Consider the following 16,991-nt stretch of genomic DNA (forward strand, 5'->3'; position numbering starts at 1 on the left):
ACCTCCTTGTGCCGAAGCGTTAAGCGTTAAGAACCTTGATCAAAGGCATAGCCGTTTCGCATGAGATAATCTCGGCTTGCCGTCACCACTTCTTCCGGGGACCGATCCTCGCAGCGCACGGAAATGATCACGTCCCCTTGATATTGGCATTCTTCAAGACATCTCAGAAAAGGCAGCAAGGGAAACTGGCCTTCGCCGAGCTGCACATGGCGATGGGCATCCGGACACTGCATATCCGAAAGGCGCACAAAGGCCACAAAGTTTTTAAGCTTTTGAAAGGTCTCGCAGGGATCTTCTCCGACCACCAGAGCATGCACAGGATCATAATCCACAGCCAATGCCAACGGCTCTCCAACCTCGTCCATGAGTTCCAGAACCTGATCGGCCGTGCGAATGAGTTGATCCGGGTCAGGCTGAACGCACAAACGCACGTTGAGCTTTTTAGCCAAGGGGGTGACTCGATGCATGTTGGCCACAAAAAGGCGCCAGGCTTCCATTTTATTCATGGATTCCGGTATGGGCCCGCCCCCGTTGGTGGATACCGTACCGACACCTAAAGCGGCCGCCACTCGCAAACAATCCAAGGTGTAACGAATGCGCAATTCTCGTTCCTTCCAGTCTTCCTCAAGCCAACCTGGATGGGCTCCATCCCCTAGGGCGGTTACTCGAGAAGCGTTGAGGTTGACCAGCTTGACGTTTTTCTCCGCCAAGCATTGTTGCAGCGCCGACATTTGGGCCGCTCCGAAATCCTCGGGAAACAGTTGCGGTCGGTCGGCCAAAAGCTCCACCCGACGAAAACCCGCTTTGGCTATTGCATCTACGGATTCTTTAAGGTTTTTCAATCGAAAGGAAAGCGTACTGTAGGCAAATTTCATGGTTATCCTCGCCCTCATCTGATTCTAAAGAGCTTTGTCCCATGGATTTTTCCATTAAGTGCTCAGGTCGTGGACATGACAGCACGCCAATCCAGAACCGCACACCCCACTTCATGAACACGTACGGGATTTAAGTCTAACTCACGGACTCGAGGAAAATCATACAGAAACCAAGACACACGTACCAGCACATCCACGAGAGCATTTTCATCCAGAGGTTTTTGGCCTCGCACCCCATCGAGGAGCGCCGCTCCACGACATTGACGCACCAAAGCCCGCGCATAGGCTTTGGTCAAAGGACCGATGCCCAGCGCCGTTTCCTTGAGCACTTCCACATAAATGCCGCCGAGCCCCACCAGAATCACGGGACCAAAATGTTCATCCTGGCGGCCTCCAACGATCCATTCCATCCCAGGTTCGGCCGTTTTTTGCACCATCACGTGAGCGCCGAAACGGGCAAGATGGGCGTAGGCATCACGAACGTCGGCTTCATCCTTCAGGTGCAAACGCACGGCACCCACGTCGGTCTTATGCACCACGTTCAAAGACGCCGTTTTCATGACGACGGGAAAACCCAATCGAGTCGCCTCCTTCACGGCTTTATCGGCGCTGTCCGCCATGGCCCAAGGCACCGTAGGTATGCCGTAACAGGCTAGAGCCGACGCTAAGAGGTCGGGAGCCATGAGGCCGTCGGCGCCGGAGTTCAAAAGACGCTGAGCGCTTTCCATGTCGATGTCTGTGGGTCGTTGCGTTGAAAAGACCTCCTGGGAGCGGACGGAAAAATCTCGGTTCCAGGCCAAAGCCCGCACGGCATCTCTAGGATCGGTAAAAATAGGATACCCGGCCGTTTTACGGTTGTGTTCCAGTTCCTTATGCATGGTAAAAACGCACACGGCAATGGGTTTCCCCGTGTCGCGCATCAGGCGCCCCAGGCTGGCCACAAGCCGACGGGATCCTTCCGCATCAAAGATACCTTGGTAATTGTGAATGAAAAGAAGGCCGTCGATATCGGAACGATTTAAAGTCTCCAGGGCAAGCTTTTCATAAAGCTCTAGCTCAAATACATCTCCCAAGTCCATGGGGTTGTGGAATTGAATAACGCCAGCCCGCGCATGACTTTCAGCCATTTTCACAAGGTCGTCAGGAAACGGCGGCAGTTCAAAACCGAACTCGTCCGCCGCGTCGGCCGCCATGACCGCATGCCCCCCGGAACGGGAAATCACCGCCAATCTTCGCCCACGCATCTTGGGTAACAAAAAGCCCTTGATGGCCGTCAGACCTTCGTTTTGATCGGCTACACGAAGAATACCGCATTGACGAAAGGCGGCATCGGTTACGGCATCATCTGTGGAAAGAGATGCGGAATGAGATCGTGCAATGACGGCTCCGGCACCTCCGCGGTTGGATTTATGGATGACAATAGGCTTGCCGGCCCGTGCCGCAATTTCCATGAGTTCCCTGCCCTGGGCAATGCCTTCAAGATAGCCGAAGATGACATCGGTGTGCGGGTCCTTTGTGTAATACCTAATGAGATCGTTTTCGTTGACATCCAGCTTGTTGCCGATGCTCGCAAACTTGGAAAAACCAATGCCTTCTGCGGCGCAGTGGTTGATCATGGTGGCTCCCACACCGCCGCTTTGCGAAAGGATAGACACACGCCCCAAAGGCGCTTCCGCCCTCATGGGCATAAAAGGCACCGCCAACCCGGTCTGTCGATGAATGATACCGATGCAGTTCGGCCCGATCATCCGCATGCCGTAGCGTGAAAGAGCCTCCCGAATCTCTTTTTCCAGATCCAGCCGATCCTCCCCCAGCTCGCGAAACCCTGCAGATTCCACGATGATTCTTGAAATACCTTTTTCCCCACATTGACGCACCACTTCCGGAACCGCTCGAGCAGGCACCAGGACGGCGGCCAAATCGACAGGTTCCGGAAGTTCCGCCACCGACCGATAAATCTTGTGGCCCGCAAAAACACCGCCTTTGGGGCCTACCAGATAAATGAGTCCCTGGTATTGAAATTCCAAGAGATTGAAAACAATGGCACGCCCTAAATTCGTCGGTGAACTGGATACTCCGATGACGGCGACACTCCTTGCATTGAAAAACCTCTCCATGCACATCCCTCCTCACGTAGAACCATCCCCACTGCAGCTTTCATCCACCTGTGCCCCTCCTCGAGGTCTTCGAGCCGTCAGCCCATTCCACGATAGGCCTTCACCATGCCACAATGAATCGCAATCGAAAAGCCCTTCCCTCCGCCATCGGTCGTCTTGAAAGCATTCTTTGAAAGGAGTTCGTCCTTTCTGGGGGGTTGACCAGCGGTAAAGAAATTGGTTCCGAGGGATGGTTCCACGGTGTTTATCCGAAGTTTGTCAGTATTGTGTGTAAAATATGAATTCTACTGGAATGTTCTTTCGCATTCTCCATTACAAATTTTTCACTTGATAGTGGTTAGCCTTTGCCATGGCCGATCCGTCAGTCCGAGAGCCTTGTCCATGGCCAGGTGAAGCGCTTCCGGCTCCAAAGTGTGGTCTATGGATAACCTGACCCCTATCGTTAACCATGCTGGTGGTCACGCGGACCTGGCCACTCAGATGCGTTTGCATGGTGGTCAGGTGGTGGCGAATCCCACGTTCGTGCGGTTTCCTCTGGATGACCCACAGAAGAAGGTAGGCGAGGACGGTGACGAAAAGGTGCCCTTGGATCCGGCGTGACACACGATGATAGACCGACCGTAGTGAAAGGTCGTGCTTGAGGCTGCGAAAAGATACCTCCACCTGGGTCAGCATGTTGAAGAGATCGCAATGCTCCTTGCCCGAAAGATCCGTTCGTGAAGATAGAATTCGGTAACGACGGGAAAATCTCTTCCGGAGCCCTTGCTCACCCTTGAGTTCCCGAGAAAGCCTTGCCACCTTGGCGTCTTTTTCTTCAACGTCGATCTCGTAGCATCGAGCGTCAAGGCCATACGCGATGCGTTCCAAAACCTTCTCGTATCACTTGATTCCTCTTTTTTTTGGGGAGGAATAGGCCAATCTTTGAAGATCCTGCTCAAAACCCATCTGGAATCTACTCTCAATGGACTCTTTCTCGTGTTCTCTGCCCATGCTCCAGCAAAACAAAAGAGCCTCGAAAGAATCACCGCTTCTGAGCGCCTTGACGACGCCCGAGGGACCATCGTGAATAACGTGTGGATCACCTTTCGGAACCTCTTGACCTCGCCGTCGGTCCACGCACACGTAGTCCAACCCTTTATCGCGAAGGAAGCCCAGATTCGCCTTCGGGGCTATGCCCGCGTCAAGGACCACCGTAGGCTTCTGGTCGGGCAGGCACAGCTGCCGTAGACGATGAAGCAACATCTCATTCACTATGGCCTTCAAAGTGCCCGGTCCCGAGATATTTTCAGGAAAGACTTCATACATCTTGGGAAATCCGTCCTCATTCAATACGATTTCCAAGGCGGCAAGAGGTCGGTCCGAGCGCTTTTCTTTGGAGCCACCTCGCCGGGCCTCTTCCGCTCAGGGGTTGCCTTCACAGGACGTATGGGTCAGATGACAAAGGACGAGCTTTTCTTTCAGCCCGAAAAGACTTGTTTCCTGTTCCACCGAAAACGCTTCAATGGTCTTCTTTTGGGGGACCAGCCGATGGCAGGGGTGATACAAATTGGAAACAGAGACGTGATTTGCATGGATATCCATCACCTCCTGGAGGGCGCTTCTTTGGTGAAACCACTCGGTGGGTTTCCCGCTTGCTTGCGGGATGGATGAGCTTTCCAAGGATCAAAACCTTGGCCCGAGCAATGTCAGTCTCTCTGAAGCCGGATGTCCTAAAGGTCTCTGTCATCTCAAGCTGTTTGTAAGCCCAGGCTCCTACAGGTTTAGCTCCCACGGTCCGAACATTCTCGCATTTGAGCGAGTCAAGCGGCAGCGTCTGCCATGTACCTTCCCGGTCACAGCTCTGAGGTTGACCTGTTTCGAAACGTTGCGTACGCAAAAGCGAGGCGAAATGAAGCGCCAACCGCTCAATCTCCTGATCGGCGGGAAAGCCTCATTGCCCGCCGAGAATTTCTTCAATGGGCTTTGCCAATATTTTAAGGTTCTTAGGCTCCAGATCCAGCTTTCCTAAATTGAGTAGAGTTCTCTGCGTGGGACCCCTGGGAGTTTTGTAGGACTCAACCTGCTGGTGAAAGAAGTAGATGGTTCTCGTTTTGGAATCCTTTTTTCTGACTCTAGGAATGAACCGAGCAAAAGGAGATTAGCATGGGACATAGGGAGAGGTCAGCATTTGACTACATGATTCTACCACCGCATTCAATTCTCGGTGATCCTGCAAACTATTTTCATGTGGTTCGATGAACAAAATCGACAAATGGACGTATTCTGCGACACATATGTGACAGACTTGAGTGAAGTCATTCGGACGAATTCATGAGGACGTCCCGAGGTGCCGGTCAATCTGACGATTATACAAAGAGGTCCCGTTGACAGAGATGTTTTGGTTGTGCGAAACTTTTAAAAACTTTTTCTTTCCACCGCTTACCTTGCGTTGAGGAGGGAAGCCATGTCTCGGAATTGCAGACTATTAGCCATGATAGGCGCTCTGGTGATGGCCCTGTGGTTGAAGGCGCAGGCTCAAGGAATGCCTCTGCCTCAGGGACAGCAAGGATTTTCTTATGTACCTACGGCCAATCCCATAGTGGCCGCCGATCCGGCGGTCGCTCGTCCCATTGGTGTCGGCCCTGTCGCCGAAGGAGGCCCTACCGTTCGATTGCGAATCAGCCTTGCCGCTTTTGGCGGGCCCGTGGACCTGTACGTTGGGATTATCGCGCCGGCCTTGGACCCTTTTCACCTCTACCTCGTGAATCCCGACGGACAGCTGCTGGTTTTTGAAACAGAACTGGTCGCCTGGAAAAGGTCCGTGAAGCAACCGGTGGACGCCTTCTTGTTCGGGGATATTCCGGTTTCAGCCTTGCCTCCCGGACAGTATCACTGTTACCTGATGGCGACTCCCACGGGTGATTCGACACGATACTATCTGTGGCACACATACTTCGTGGTTCGGGACAGTGTGGGCGGATGCGGGGTCTACAACGGAAGGCGGTCTTTTACCATGACTTACGATCACTTGTACACTGCTGATTTCGAAGGATTTCATCAAGAGCTTCGTTGGGAAGGTGTGGTTCCTTTTGTCCTAAGGGAGGATAATACCATCTCCGGTGAAGGAACTGTAACCAACAGCACTGTGTTTTACGCTCATGATGTGTACTGCTGGGGATCGACACATGCACATGTGAAACTAAGTGGACATCTTTATTTTGACGAAAATTGTCAGGCGATGCTTAGAATAGATTTTGATGAAGAAATTGACTCCGTGCCGTTAATCTGTAGTCCTGGGGGTGGGGGCATCCTGCCTGGTGGCCGTAACAACTATACTTTATATTTCCCTGTAAGAGACGGGGCGACGGTTTCCGGCCCACCAATGGGTCCTGGTCTTACCGGGAGCAGCAATTATATCCTTCACATCGTTCCTTAGGCCAGGCGATCCTTGTTTCGGGATCCAGAGAATTTCTCATGGCGTGCTTGACAAAAGAGGGGCTTCTGACTAAAAGCGGCGCACGAGAGAAAGAACTTCCTTCACGAGAAAGAGCCTGCGTCATGAAAAAATGGGTTTTCTTGTTTCCCGGTCAAGGATCGCAGTATGTGGGCATGGGGAAAGATTTCTACGAAAACTATTCCGAGGTGCGAGAACTCTTTGACCAGGCCGAAGCGATTCTCGGCATGGACATCAAGAAGTTGTGCTTCGAAGGTCCTGAGGACGTTCTCACCCAAACTCAAAACGTGCAACCGGCTATCACGGTGGTTAATTTGGCGTGTCTTGCCGTGCTTGCTCACCACGAAATTTTTCCTGCGGCCACAGCAGGTCATAGCCTAGGAGAATACAGCGCTCTTTATGCTGCCGGCGTCTTGTCGCTCAAAGATACCTTGAACCTGGTGCGATGGCGTGGCCAATACATGCACGAAGCTTCGCTTGAAACTCCGGGAGCCATGGCGGCTGTTATGGATATGCCGGAAGGGAAGCTTCAAGAGATCTGTCGTCTGTACGATGTGGAAATTGCCAATGTCAATTGCCCGGACCAACTTATTATCACAGGTCCCGTGGACGCCGTGGATAAGGCTCTGGAAGCCAGTGCCGCGGAAGGTGCCAAGAAATGCGTCAAGCTCAATGTGAGCGGTCCTTGGCATAGTCGGTGCATGGAATCAGCTCGTCAAAAGTTCGAACCCCATGTGCGTGCTACCTCCTTTGCGCCTCCCAGGATTCCCGTGGTGAACAACATCGATGCCATGCCGCTGCAGACATCCGACGAAGCCCCGGAAAAGCTCGTAAGACAACTCTGCGGCGCCGTTTTATGGAAGCAATCCATTGAGTGGTTTTTGAGCAACGGCTACGATCATTTTGTGGAAGTGGGACCGAAAAAGGTTTTACGAGGGCTTGTGCGCCGCATCGACCGTAACGTGGTCATTCATAACGTGGAAGATTCCGCCTCATTGGCTACTTTTCTTCGAGCCAACGGAACCTGACACCTAGCCTTCTTGACTTTCTAAGTCTCGGGCTCTTGGATCACACGGAGTGCCTCGCGAAGGGTTGTTTCCGAAACATTCGTGTGTCGTTCCACACGGCCCACATCTCGAGGCACGATCCAGGCAAGCCCGGCGGCACCCTTTTTCTTGTCATGACGGATGTGGTGCAGAAGCGCCTCGGGGTCTTGAGCGAGGGGTGTTGTCAACGGCAGTTGGTACGCCTTGAGGATTCGATTCAGACGTTGGGCCAGATTCGGGTTCGTCACCCCCATAAGGATGCCCAACTGAACCGCCACCTTCATTCCCAGAGCCACCGCAGACCCGTGTGGCAGCGTGTAGCCGCTCAAAGCTTCCAAGCCATGCCCTGTGGTGTGTCCCAGGTTCAGGAACTGGCGCAACCCGAAGTCTCTTTCATCAGCCGAAACATAACGCGCCTTGATGTTCAGGCTTTGAAACACGAGATATTGTGTCATCTGTTGGGGCAGAGGATAGGAAACGCCTTGAGCGCTTTCTGTCTGGGCAAAGGATTCCAAAGTCTCCAGAAGCCCGCTGTCTTCCAAAAGAGCGTATTTGATAACTTCCGCCATCCCGTTTCGCCATTCTTCCTCGGGCAGGGTTTCGAGAAAAGCCGAATCCACCAAAATGCCCTGAGGCTGATGAAAAGTGCCCAGAAGATTTTTTCCTTCGTCAAGATCTACGCCGGTTTTGCCCCCCAGGCAGCTGTCCACTTGAGCCAGCAGCGTCGTGGGCACCTGCGCCACAGGAACACCTCGCATAAAGATGGATGCCAGGAAACCGATCACATCCCCCGTTACGCCGCCTCCAAGAGCGACAAAAACGCTTTCACGGTCAGCTCCTCGAGCCAAGGCCGTTCGGGCCAGATCCTCTACGGTAGCAAGGCGTTTCCTGTCTTCTCGAGCATCCCACGGAATCCAGGCTTCGGCGAAGTTATCGGCACCCAGAGCTTCTCCCCACAAAGAAGCCACGTTCCGGTCAATGAAAAGATAGGGGCGTCTTTGAGGAAAGTGCTGTTGAAGCCATAAACTAAGAGAACGAGCGCCGTGGAGCTTAAAGGTTACATGAAACGGCTGAAGAGCCTCCTCTGTTTCGGTCACGCTTTTGGAACCGCTCGGCTTATGGGTGTTCACTCGGTGCTCGAAAAAGCTACCTTCACTTTCCAAGCATCTCGAGCAGGGATTTTGTCCAGAGGGCATGATGTCAGGCATAGACCTTCTCTCCGTGTAAAACCTCACGCGCCGCAGAGCCCTTCCCATCAGGCGCAGTGTGGCTTTCGGACTGATGGGTGAACAAGACCTCTTGAGTTCCATGATTGTTGGCATTGTGGTGCCAGGTCAGCAATCGGTTGGTTTCGTGCAAGGCTTGTGCACAAAACTCTCCGAAATGGGCTCGAGTCTGCTCAAAGGCTTGCAAAAAGGCATGCCAGCGATCGTTTTCCACATCGTCCATGGTTTCAAAAAACACCTGGCGCAGAACATTCAGGGCCTCGTTCTTATACGGGTTTTCCATGGCGATGGCGGCATAAAGGGCCGGGTCTTGGGCAAAGAGTCGGCCGATAAGGTCCAGTTCCAGACGATAAATGGGGCTGGTGAAGCGAAGGCTTTCAACGGGGTCGATACCCATTTCTCTTAGACAGTGCCCCAGCACGACCGTGGTCATGTGAGGAATAAGCTGGATCACGGTCATCATGCGGTCATGGTCTTCGGCTGAACAGACGTGTATTTTAAGTCCTGCATGCTCGAGGACGCCCATAAGCCAGTTCCATGGTTCCCTGGTCACGCGGTCCGGACACACGATCATGGTTTGGCCTACAAAGTCCGAAACATACGGACCGTACATGGGATGCAGCCCCACGTACCATGCGCTGCACCCCTGCATGGCTTTTTTGGGTGGCACCTTGAGGGAACAGATGTCCAGGACCAGCTGTCCTTCCTGAAAGTGTGGGGCCAGGTTGCTCAGAATGTTTGAAGCCTTGTGCAGAGGGACGCTTACAAGGACCACGTGGGATCTTGCAATGACGTCTTCATTGCTCAGATCGGTCCCCACATCGGAAATGGAGACCGACGCGCCAAGGTTTGTAAAAAAGCGGTGAAAAAGCCTACCCATGGCACCCAGTCCCCCGATGATGCCGATGTGGGGAAGTTTCGGCCAGCCTTTAAAGTCCGAGGGATTTTCCGTCATGCTGCCTCCCTAACATGCCACTTCGTCAACCGAGGCTCCAGCAAGATTTTTTTGCTCTCCATGACCCCCTTGGTGAGCGTCACACTGGGGATTCAGGAGGTGGCTTGCAGAGTATGAGGCTGTCCCTTGGAACGGGCCGTTGCGGTTCGCAAAAGGGTTCGTCCCACAGCGTTGGCCACAGGTTCCAGCCGATCCAGGAGTTCCTGCATGGCCTCAGGGGTCAAGGATTGGGCTCCGTCGCTCTTGGCTTCGTGCGGTCGCACGTGGACTTCCAACATGAGTCCGTCAGCACCGGCGGCGACAGCCGCACAGGCCATGGCGGGTATCAGGTCCGTTCGCCCCAGGGCATGGCTGGGATCCACAATGACGGGCAGATGGGTCAGTTTTTTCAGCAAAGGCACAGCACTCAGGTCCAAGGTGTTTCGCGTTTCCGTTTCAAAGGTGCGAATGCCTCGCTCGCAGAGAATCACCTTCTCATTGCCGTGGCTCACGATATATTCCGCGGACATGAGAAATTCCTTGATGGTCGCTGCCATTCCCCTTTTAAGAATCACGGGCTTGTCCACCTGGCCCACTTCCGTCAGGAGTTTGAAGTTTTGCATGTTTCGTGTTCCGATTTGCAAAACGTCCGCATATTTGTAGACCAAGAGAAGTTCTCGAGCGTCCATGACCTCGGTGACCACAGGCATGCCGGTACGGCTTCGCACATCGCTCAAGAATTTCAGAGCCAGTTCCCCGAGACCTTGAAAGCTGTAAGGCGATGTGCGCGGCTTAAAAGCGCCTCCTCGCAGCATGGGAATGCCCATGGCATGCAAAGCGTCGGCGATTTCATCGAGAACTTCACGACCTTCCACGGCACATGGCCCGGCGATGATGGGAATGGCCTGTCCTCCCAGTTCTACATGTTCGCCGATACGTATTTTGGTGTTTTCTTCTTTGAATTCTCGACTTACCAACTTGTAGGGCTGCAAAATGGGATGGGCCGCTTCCACACCGGGAAAGCTCGTAAAAGGAATCTCCTGAATCAAATCCCTTTCGCCGATGATTCCCACAATGGTGCGTCGTTCTCCTCGAGACAAATGCGTGCGCAGCCCCATTTTTTCGACGCGCGCAATGAGTTTGCGAAGATCTTCGTCTGTGTGTTCTGGTTTCATGACAACAATCATGGCGGGTCCTCCTTACCGGACTTGGTGGGGGAAAGCTTGGACTTTCCCGTTTCTTGGAATATCGGCGCAAACGTGCCGAGCCTTCAAAAACGACAAAGGCCGTGAGCTTGTGCCCACGGCCTAAGAACTCAAAAGGCCGTGGGCTTTGGGGTTAGCCCACGGCCTTGGTGCCGGCGTCCTGCGGCTTCGGACGGCTCAGCGCGGTGGTCGGCCAACCCCTAAGGGGCCCTGATACCACCCGTAATAAAAGTAAAAGCCCTGAACCGTTCCGTTGCGATGCATCCTGTTTTCCTTCTTGAGAAGCTTCAACGCCCTGCATCTTTGTGACAGGGTGATGCTTTATAGGGGACAATTCTTGAGCCTGTCAAGAGGTATGTGCGTTTTTTTTCGAAGGATGAAAAGAAAAGGATCGACGGGCCCGAAGGAGAACTTTTGCTTGACAAGGTCAGGGGGATTTCCTATAGGACAATGCTTCGAGTCGAACACCTGAAGTGGTTTAAGTGGAGATATCTTTATGAAAACGACGAGTGCCAAGTTCGATGCCAACGGAAGAAAATGGATTGTGGTGGATGCCGAAGGTCAGATTTTGGGCAGACTGGCCAGTGAGATCGCCGTGAGGCTTCGAGGCAAGCATCTGCCGACCTTTTCTCCTCATGTGGACACGGGTGATTTCGTGGTGGTCATCAACGCCGAAAAGGTGCGTTTGACCGGCCGCAAGTGGGAGCAGAAAAAGTATTACCGGCATTCGGGATACCCCGGCGGCTTGAAGGTCACGACGGCCAAAAAGCTGAACCAGGAACATCCTGAACGGCTCATTGAATTCGCCGTTCGAGGCATGTTGCCCAAGAATCGCCTCGGCCGCAAGCTTCTCAAAAAGCTGAAAGTTTATGCCGGCGCCGAGCATCCTCATGAAGCCCAGCAACCCACGGCCCTGAACCTGGGCAGCCGTAAGTAGTCAAGGAGTCGTCACATGGCGGAACAGAGTTTTTATGCAACAGGAAAGCGCAAATCAGCGGTCGCTCGAGTATGGCTCAAACCCGGTACGGGTCGCGTTGTGATCAACAACAAGCCTATCGACGAATACATTGTGCGTGAAACCAGCAAAATGATCATTCACCAACCCTTGATGCTCACGGGCACTTTTGGAAAGCTGGACGTGTACGTCAATGTGAGCGGCGGCGGCTTGAGCGGCCAAGCCGGGGCCATCAAACACGGCATTTCCAAGGCTCTCATTGAATTCAATCCGGAGTTCCGCCAGGTCCTGAAGCGAGCCGGCTTTCTCACGCGCGATTCCCGCGTCAAGGAACGCAAAAAATACGGGCAACGTGGCGCACGAGCTCGGTTCCAATACTCCAAACGCTAAGATTTTTTCAGCACGGCATCTTTTTCAGGGGCTCTCGCCAACGGTGTGGGCCCCTGAAGTTTGTCTGGGGGGTTACAACAGGGAGGCGGCCATGGTGCCAGTGTCCATTGCCGGTGCGTCCGGGTATACGGGCTTTGAGCTGATTCGGCTTTTGAGCGGGCATCCTCGAGTGCGCGTCACAACCGTCACGTCCCGAGCGAATCAAGGGGAAACTCTGGCCGACGTTTATCCCGCCTTGCGCGGCCATGGGGATCTGCGCTTTGAAGATACAGACCCGGAAGTGCTGACGCGTGAAGCTCGGTTGGTTTTCACCGCCCTTCCCCACCATGCCGCCATGGAAATTGTTCCGTCCTTGTTGGATCGCGGCGTGAGGGTGGTGGATTTAAGCGCCGATTTTCGGTTTCGAGACGCGTCCGTCTACGAAACCTGGTACCAAAAACACAGTGCCCCACATCTTCTGCAGGAAGCCGTCTACGGCCTTCCCGAGCTGTACCGAGAGCAAATCGCGTCCGCCCGCCTTGTGGGCAACCCGGGATGTTATCCCACAAGCATCATTCTTGCCTGTGCGCCCCTTCTTAAGGAAAAGCTCATCGCTGCAGAAACCATCATCGCTGATTCCAAGTCAGGCGTGAGCGGCGCGGGCCGAGGTCTGGCGCTTACAACCCATTACTGCGAAGTCAATGACGGGTTTCGCGCTTACAAAGTAGCCGAACATCGTCATACCCCTGAAGTGGAGCAAGAGCTGAGCCTTTTGGCGGGAAAGCCGGTACGTATCAGTTTCACGCCGCACCTTGTGCCCATGAGTCGCGGGATTTTAAGCACCGTCTATGCGCAATTGGAACCAGGGGTGCTGGAGCGTCATGTGGCGGAAGCTTTTCATGCTTTTTATGCGTCCGCACGCTTCGTGCGACTGTGCCCCTCCGGTCAATTTCCTACGACATTGCAGGTGCGGGGAAGCAACTATTGTGATCTCGCATGGAAGATGGATTCCCGCACGGGCCGGATCATCGTGGTTTCCGTGATTGACAATCTTACTCGAGGGGCTTCGGGCCAAGCGGTTTGCAACATGAACCTGATGCTGGGCTTTCCGGAAGACTGCGGACTAGAAGCCGCTCCATGGCAACCCTAAACGAGTCTTTCGTCACCGAATGTTCGGTACCCATGCCCGCTCCCAAGGCCGTTTCCGTGCCGTTGGACCCTCAAGTCAAGAGAAACTTCAAAGTCATTCTGGAATACGACGGGTCCCATTACCACGGCTGGCAGCGACAAAAAGGGGTTCTCACCATTCAGGAAGTGGTGGAATCCAAACTGGGAGTTATCCTAGGGCGGCCTGTGACGGTGCGCGCTTCAGGCCGTACCGATGCGGGGGTGCACGCCTTGGGACAAGTGATCAATTTTTACGCCAGGACACGGCTCAGCCCTCAAGACTTTCAACGGGGACTGAATGGTCTTTTACCGCCGGATATCGTGGTTCGGCACGTGGAAGAGGTGCCCGATTCTTTTCATGCATCCTATTCGGCCGTCAGCAAAACTTATGAGTACCGTATTCTCAACCGAGTGCTGCCGTCGGCTTTGGAACGCCTCTACACCTGGCATGTGCCCAAACCCTTGAACCTGGAAGCCATGCAACAATGCCTTCCCGTCTTGTTGGGAACCCACGATTTTCGTGCCTTCATGGCTGCCGGGTCCTCGGTGACACAGACGGTTCGCACCATGATAGCTGCCCATATATGGAAACCCGATCCTGATCACATCTATTTGCGCTTTCAAGCTACGGGGTTTCTAAGGCATATGGTTCGCAATCTTGTGGGCACTTTGGTTCGTGCCGGCCGCGGCCTTATGACACCGCAGGAACTGGAGGCCATCCTTGAGAGTCGGGATCGAAGCCGCGCGGGCATGACGGCGCCAGCCCATGGACTTTATCTGGTCTGCGTCGAGTACGGGAGGGGAGACAAGAACACAGCACCGCTAAGAGGGGAAGAAACATGAAACTTTCGCAACGAGTGCAGCAGGTCAAACCGTCGGCGACCCTTGCCATCAACGCCAAAGCCAAGGCTTTACGCAGCCAAGGGGTACGGGTCATCAGTTTCGGTGTGGGAGAGCCCGATTTCGACACACCCCATCACATCGGGCAAATGGCCGTCCAGGCCATTTTCCGGCGGCAGACACGCTACACGCCTGTCCAGGGTATTGCGGAACTGAAAAATGCCGTGATTCGCACCATTGAAGCCGATTACGGCCTAAGGTACGAACCCGATGAAGTGCTGGTCTCGTGCGGCGGAAAACATTGTCTCTACAACCTGTTTCAGGCCGTACTGGATCCCGGTGATGAGGTGATCATTCCCAGCCCCTACTGGGTGTCCTACCCTGACATGGTGCGCCTGGCCGGAGCGGAACCCGTGTTCGTGCCGTCTCAAGAGGATCGCGGTTTCAAAATGACGGGCGAAGAGCTGCAAAAAGCCATCACACCACGGACCCGCATGCTTGTTCTCAACAGCCCGTCCAACCCTACAGGAACCCATTATCGGCCCGAGGAACTGCGGGATCTGGCCGATGTTCTCATGGAACACGACCAGGTCATCATCGTCTCCGATGACATCTACTATCGCATTCTCTTTGACAACCTTCGCTGGGCCAATCTGGCCATGGTGGAGCCGCGGCTTAAGGCACGTACTTTTGTCGTCAACGGAGTGAGCAAGACCTATGCCATGACGGGCTGGCGCATCGGCTATTTGTTGGGGGACCGGGAAGTGATCAAGGCAGCGGGAAAAATTCAAAGCCAGTCCACCAGCAATCCGTCATCTGTGGCTCAATGGGCGGCTGTAGGGGCTCTTGAGGGGGATCAGGAAACCTGCAGACACATGGTTCAAGTGTTTGCTGAAAGAAGGGCGTATGTCATGGAACGGCTTTCTCGAATTCCCGGAGTGACCTGCCCCATGCCTGACGGAGCTTTCTACGTGTTTCCCAACGTGAGCGCTTACTATGGGGGCACGGTGAGTGGTCGGTCCATTCAAGGCTCCGCAGACATGGCCGACTATCTCATGGAAGAAGTGCACCTGGCGGTGGTGCCCGGGGATGCTTTCGGCGAAGATCGCTGTATTCGGCTTTCCTTCGCTCTATCGATGGAGGAGCTTCGAGAAGGATTTGACCGGCTGGAACAGGCACTTCGAAAGATCGGGAAATCATGAAGCCGTGAAATCGGGAAATCGGAAAGTCGTGAAGTCGAGAAGTGGCGATGTCGTGAAATCGTGAAGTGGGCAGGGTTGATCCGATGTACGATTTCGAACCCTGTCCTTTGACGTTCATTCGACCCCCACGCCCCACTCCACGATGCACGACTTCACGATTCACAATGGATTCACAAACTAGATGACACCCTTTTCTTTGAGCTGCTGGAGCTTTCCTTTGCCCAACCCGAGATACCTTTGATAGATGAACTCGTTGTCGGCGCCCACCGGACGGCAGATCCACTTGATTCGCCCCGGTGTGCGACTCATGGCCTTAAAGGACGAGTTCTGCACGAGCACTTCGCCGTAATAAGGATCTTTTCGCTTGACGAAGCTTTCGCGCACCCGCCAGTGATCTCGAGTGAGCACTTCGGTCGGGGTTTCCAGCCGTCCCGTCACCACGGTGCCTTTTTTGTCAGGGCGTCGACTGTATTCGGTGAGCATTTGAAGGATTTCTTCGGAGGTGTAGTTTTCTGTAAATTTTTCGATTTCGTGCTGAATCTTCGGCTGATTTTCGGGAGTCAACCGTTCCTTGATGGTAGGAAACATCTTCTGTAAATCGGGCCGGTTCATGATCTCACAGAGGGCAGCCCAGTTAGGATCCGTAAAACCGGACATGAAAGTATAGCCGTCCTTGCACTTCACGTAGGTGTAAGGAAAGACAGCGTAGTCATAATTGCCGGCTCGAGGCATTTCATTGCCGGACATGTGGTAGTATTGCATGACGTAGTTGGAAATGGAAAGAAGCCCTTCAGGGGGTGAACAGTCCACGAATTGTCCTTTGCCGGTGCGCCTTTTGACGAACATAGCGGCTTGAATACCGAAAGCCGCCCAAGCGCCGCCCACGTACCAACCCATCCAGTTGCCGTGTTTGAGAGGTCTTTTGTATTCGGGGGGGACTTCCGGGTCCAAATCGGGTTCACCGGTAATGGACATAATGACACCGCGTGCCTGAGCTACAATGTCGTAATCGGGTTGATTGGCGAATTTTTCCGAATCCTCACCGAAATGCCCCATGCTGTGCATACCGCAATAGATCAAGCCCGGGTTCAAGGCCTTGAGTTGCTCATAGCCGATGCCCAAAGAATCCATATAGCCAGGCTTAAAGGCTTCGATAACCACATCGGCCTTTGAGGCCAGGTTGCGAAACATGGCTTGCCCTTCGGGCGATTCCAAATTGAGCGTGATGTGAAATTTATTCCTTGCCTCGGTAAGGTACGCCAGCCCCGTGTCCTTGATCATGATGCCGTAAGGGGTCATCTTTCGGGCCAGGTCCCCGGCCGGAGGTTCAATGCGGATCACTTCAGCTCCAAATTCCGCCAAAATGGAAGAGGCGTACAGGGCGCCGAAGTTGGCGTAACTCACATCCAGAACCAGCATGTCATCGAGGGCTTCAGGCTTACGAAAAATATCTTTGGGATTGGTTTCCGCATAGGCCCATTTCGCGTAAGCTTCGTTGATGGCAAGCCCCACGATGGTCTTGTCTTCCTTGAGCATCGCCGCCAAAGCTTCATCGTCGAACATATCGTCATAGACCGAAGGTCCCATTTTTTTGTCTGTCATTCTCATCCTCCTGAAACGAA

15 protein-coding genes are annotated in these 16,991 nt (G+C 53.8%); 9 read left to right on the plus strand and 6 right to left on the minus strand.

Going from position 1 to position 16,991, the window contains the following annotated elements; genetic code table 11:
• Positions 1 to 26: 26 nt before the first annotated feature.
• Positions 27 to 875 (minus strand): sugar phosphate isomerase/epimerase, encoded by an 849-nt coding sequence (locus WHS46_03220; GenBank protein MEJ5347683.1) that lies wholly within the window; start codon positions 873 to 875, stop codon positions 27 to 29.
• Positions 876 to 937: 62 nt separating this feature from the next.
• Positions 938 to 2,992 carry an acetate--CoA ligase family protein gene (locus tag WHS46_03225; GenBank protein ID MEJ5347684.1) on the minus strand — a complete coding sequence of 685 codons (2,055 nt, stop codon included), beginning with the start codon at positions 2,990 to 2,992 and terminating at the stop codon, positions 938 to 940.
• 420 nt (positions 2,993 to 3,412) lie between these two features.
• Here WHS46_03225 and WHS46_03230 point away from each other — a divergent pair, with 420 nt between their 5' ends.
• The 4 genes from WHS46_03230 (at position 3,413) to fabD (ending at position 7,453) form a co-directional block, all read left to right on the plus strand.
• Complete coding sequence (locus WHS46_03230) at positions 3,413 to 3,592, plus strand: hypothetical protein (GenBank protein MEJ5347685.1); 180 nt, start codon at positions 3,413 to 3,415, stop codon at positions 3,590 to 3,592.
• A gap of 462 nt (positions 3,593 to 4,054) precedes the next feature.
• Positions 4,055 to 4,219 carry a hypothetical protein gene (locus WHS46_03235; protein MEJ5347686.1) on the plus strand — a complete coding sequence of 55 codons (165 nt, stop codon included), beginning with the start codon at positions 4,055 to 4,057 and terminating at the stop codon, positions 4,217 to 4,219.
• Positions 4,220 to 5,435: 1,216 nt separating this feature from the next.
• Positions 5,436 to 6,407 carry a hypothetical protein gene (locus WHS46_03240; GenBank protein MEJ5347687.1) on the plus strand — a complete coding sequence of 324 codons (972 nt, stop codon included), beginning with the start codon at positions 5,436 to 5,438 and terminating at the stop codon, positions 6,405 to 6,407.
• Between the two features lie 122 nt (positions 6,408 to 6,529).
• Positions 6,530 to 7,453, plus strand: a complete 924-nt coding sequence (fabD, locus tag WHS46_03245; protein MEJ5347688.1) for an ACP S-malonyltransferase — start codon at positions 6,530 to 6,532, stop codon at positions 7,451 to 7,453.
• Between the two features lie 20 nt (positions 7,454 to 7,473).
• Here fabD and aroB read toward each other — a convergent pair whose 3' ends face one another.
• The 3 genes from aroB to aroF all read right to left on the minus strand — a co-directional run bounded on the left by aroB (position 7,474) and on the right by aroF (position 10,818).
• Entirely contained in the window at positions 7,474 to 8,568 is a 1,095-nt protein-coding gene (gene aroB, locus WHS46_03250; protein MEJ5347689.1) for a 3-dehydroquinate synthase, read from the minus strand.
• A 103-nt stretch (positions 8,569 to 8,671) separates the two neighbouring features.
• A complete protein-coding gene (locus WHS46_03255; GenBank protein MEJ5347690.1) occupies positions 8,672 to 9,652 on the minus strand; it encodes a prephenate dehydrogenase/arogenate dehydrogenase family protein in 981 nt (326 codons plus the stop codon).
• Positions 9,653 to 9,744: 92 nt separating this feature from the next.
• Positions 9,745 to 10,818, minus strand: a complete 1,074-nt coding sequence (aroF, locus tag WHS46_03260) for a 3-deoxy-7-phosphoheptulonate synthase (protein ID MEJ5347691.1) — start codon at positions 10,816 to 10,818, stop codon at positions 9,745 to 9,747.
• A 514-nt stretch (positions 10,819 to 11,332) separates the two neighbouring features.
• Between aroF and rplM the strand changes: the two genes are divergently transcribed.
• The 5 genes from rplM (at position 11,333) to WHS46_03285 (ending at position 15,369) form a co-directional block, all read left to right on the plus strand.
• Complete coding sequence (gene rplM, locus WHS46_03265; protein MEJ5347692.1) at positions 11,333 to 11,773, plus strand: 50S ribosomal protein L13; 441 nt, start codon at positions 11,333 to 11,335, stop codon at positions 11,771 to 11,773.
• Positions 11,774 to 11,788: 15 nt separating this feature from the next.
• Positions 11,789 to 12,181, plus strand: a complete 393-nt coding sequence (rpsI, locus tag WHS46_03270; protein MEJ5347693.1) for a 30S ribosomal protein S9 — start codon at positions 11,789 to 11,791, stop codon at positions 12,179 to 12,181.
• A gap of 91 nt (positions 12,182 to 12,272) precedes the next feature.
• Positions 12,273 to 13,310, plus strand: coding sequence for an N-acetyl-gamma-glutamyl-phosphate reductase (gene argC / locus WHS46_03275; GenBank protein ID MEJ5347694.1), 1,038 nt, complete (start codon positions 12,273 to 12,275; stop codon positions 13,308 to 13,310).
• Entirely contained in the window at positions 13,298 to 14,170 is an 873-nt protein-coding gene (truA, locus tag WHS46_03280; GenBank protein ID MEJ5347695.1) for a tRNA pseudouridine(38-40) synthase TruA, read from the plus strand. The genes argC and truA overlap by 13 nt, the downstream gene beginning before the upstream one ends.
• A complete protein-coding gene (locus WHS46_03285; protein ID MEJ5347696.1) occupies positions 14,167 to 15,369 on the plus strand; it encodes a pyridoxal phosphate-dependent aminotransferase in 1,203 nt (400 codons plus the stop codon). Before truA ends, WHS46_03285 begins: the two co-directional genes overlap by 4 nt.
• 177 nt (positions 15,370 to 15,546) lie before the next feature.
• Here WHS46_03285 and WHS46_03290 read toward each other — a convergent pair whose 3' ends face one another.
• Positions 15,547 to 16,971, minus strand: coding sequence for a CoA transferase (locus tag WHS46_03290; protein MEJ5347697.1), 1,425 nt, complete (start codon positions 16,969 to 16,971; stop codon positions 15,547 to 15,549).
• Positions 16,972 to 16,991 lie beyond the last annotated feature (20 nt).

The sequence above is a fragment of the Desulfosoma sp. genome (assembly GCA_037481875.1).
GTDB lineage: Bacteria > Desulfobacterota > Syntrophobacteria > Syntrophobacterales > DSM-9756 > Desulfosoma.

Excerpts from the sequence above, each read along its gene's own strand:
- rplM (MEJ5347692.1), top strand. The coding sequence starts at position 11,333 with ATGAAAACGACGAGTGCCAAGTTCGATGCCAACGGAAGAAAATGGATT.
- argC (MEJ5347694.1), top strand. The coding sequence starts at position 12,273 with ATGGTGCCAGTGTCCATTGCCGGTGCGTCCGGGTATACGGGCTTTGAG.
- rpsI (MEJ5347693.1), top strand. The coding sequence starts at position 11,789 with ATGGCGGAACAGAGTTTTTATGCAACAGGAAAGCGCAAATCAGCGGTC.
- truA (MEJ5347695.1), top strand. The coding sequence starts at position 13,298 with ATGGCAACCCTAAACGAGTCTTTCGTCACCGAATGTTCGGTACCCATG.
- fabD (MEJ5347688.1), top strand. The coding sequence starts at position 6,530 with ATGAAAAAATGGGTTTTCTTGTTTCCCGGTCAAGGATCGCAGTATGTG.
- aroF (MEJ5347691.1), bottom strand. The coding sequence starts at position 10,818 with ATGATTGTTGTCATGAAACCAGAACACACAGACGAAGATCTTCGCAAA.
- WHS46_03285 (MEJ5347696.1), top strand. The coding sequence starts at position 14,167 with ATGAAACTTTCGCAACGAGTGCAGCAGGTCAAACCGTCGGCGACCCTT.
- WHS46_03255 (MEJ5347690.1), bottom strand. The coding sequence starts at position 9,652 with ATGACGGAAAATCCCTCGGACTTTAAAGGCTGGCCGAAACTTCCCCAC.
- WHS46_03225 (MEJ5347684.1), bottom strand. The coding sequence starts at position 2,992 with ATGGAGAGGTTTTTCAATGCAAGGAGTGTCGCCGTCATCGGAGTATCC.
- WHS46_03290 (MEJ5347697.1), bottom strand. The coding sequence starts at position 16,971 with ATGACAGACAAAAAAATGGGACCTTCGGTCTATGACGATATGTTCGAC.
- WHS46_03230 (MEJ5347685.1), top strand. The coding sequence starts at position 3,413 with ATGGATAACCTGACCCCTATCGTTAACCATGCTGGTGGTCACGCGGAC.
- WHS46_03240 (MEJ5347687.1), top strand. The coding sequence starts at position 5,436 with ATGTCTCGGAATTGCAGACTATTAGCCATGATAGGCGCTCTGGTGATG.
- WHS46_03220 (MEJ5347683.1), bottom strand. The coding sequence starts at position 875 with ATGAAATTTGCCTACAGTACGCTTTCCTTTCGATTGAAAAACCTTAAA.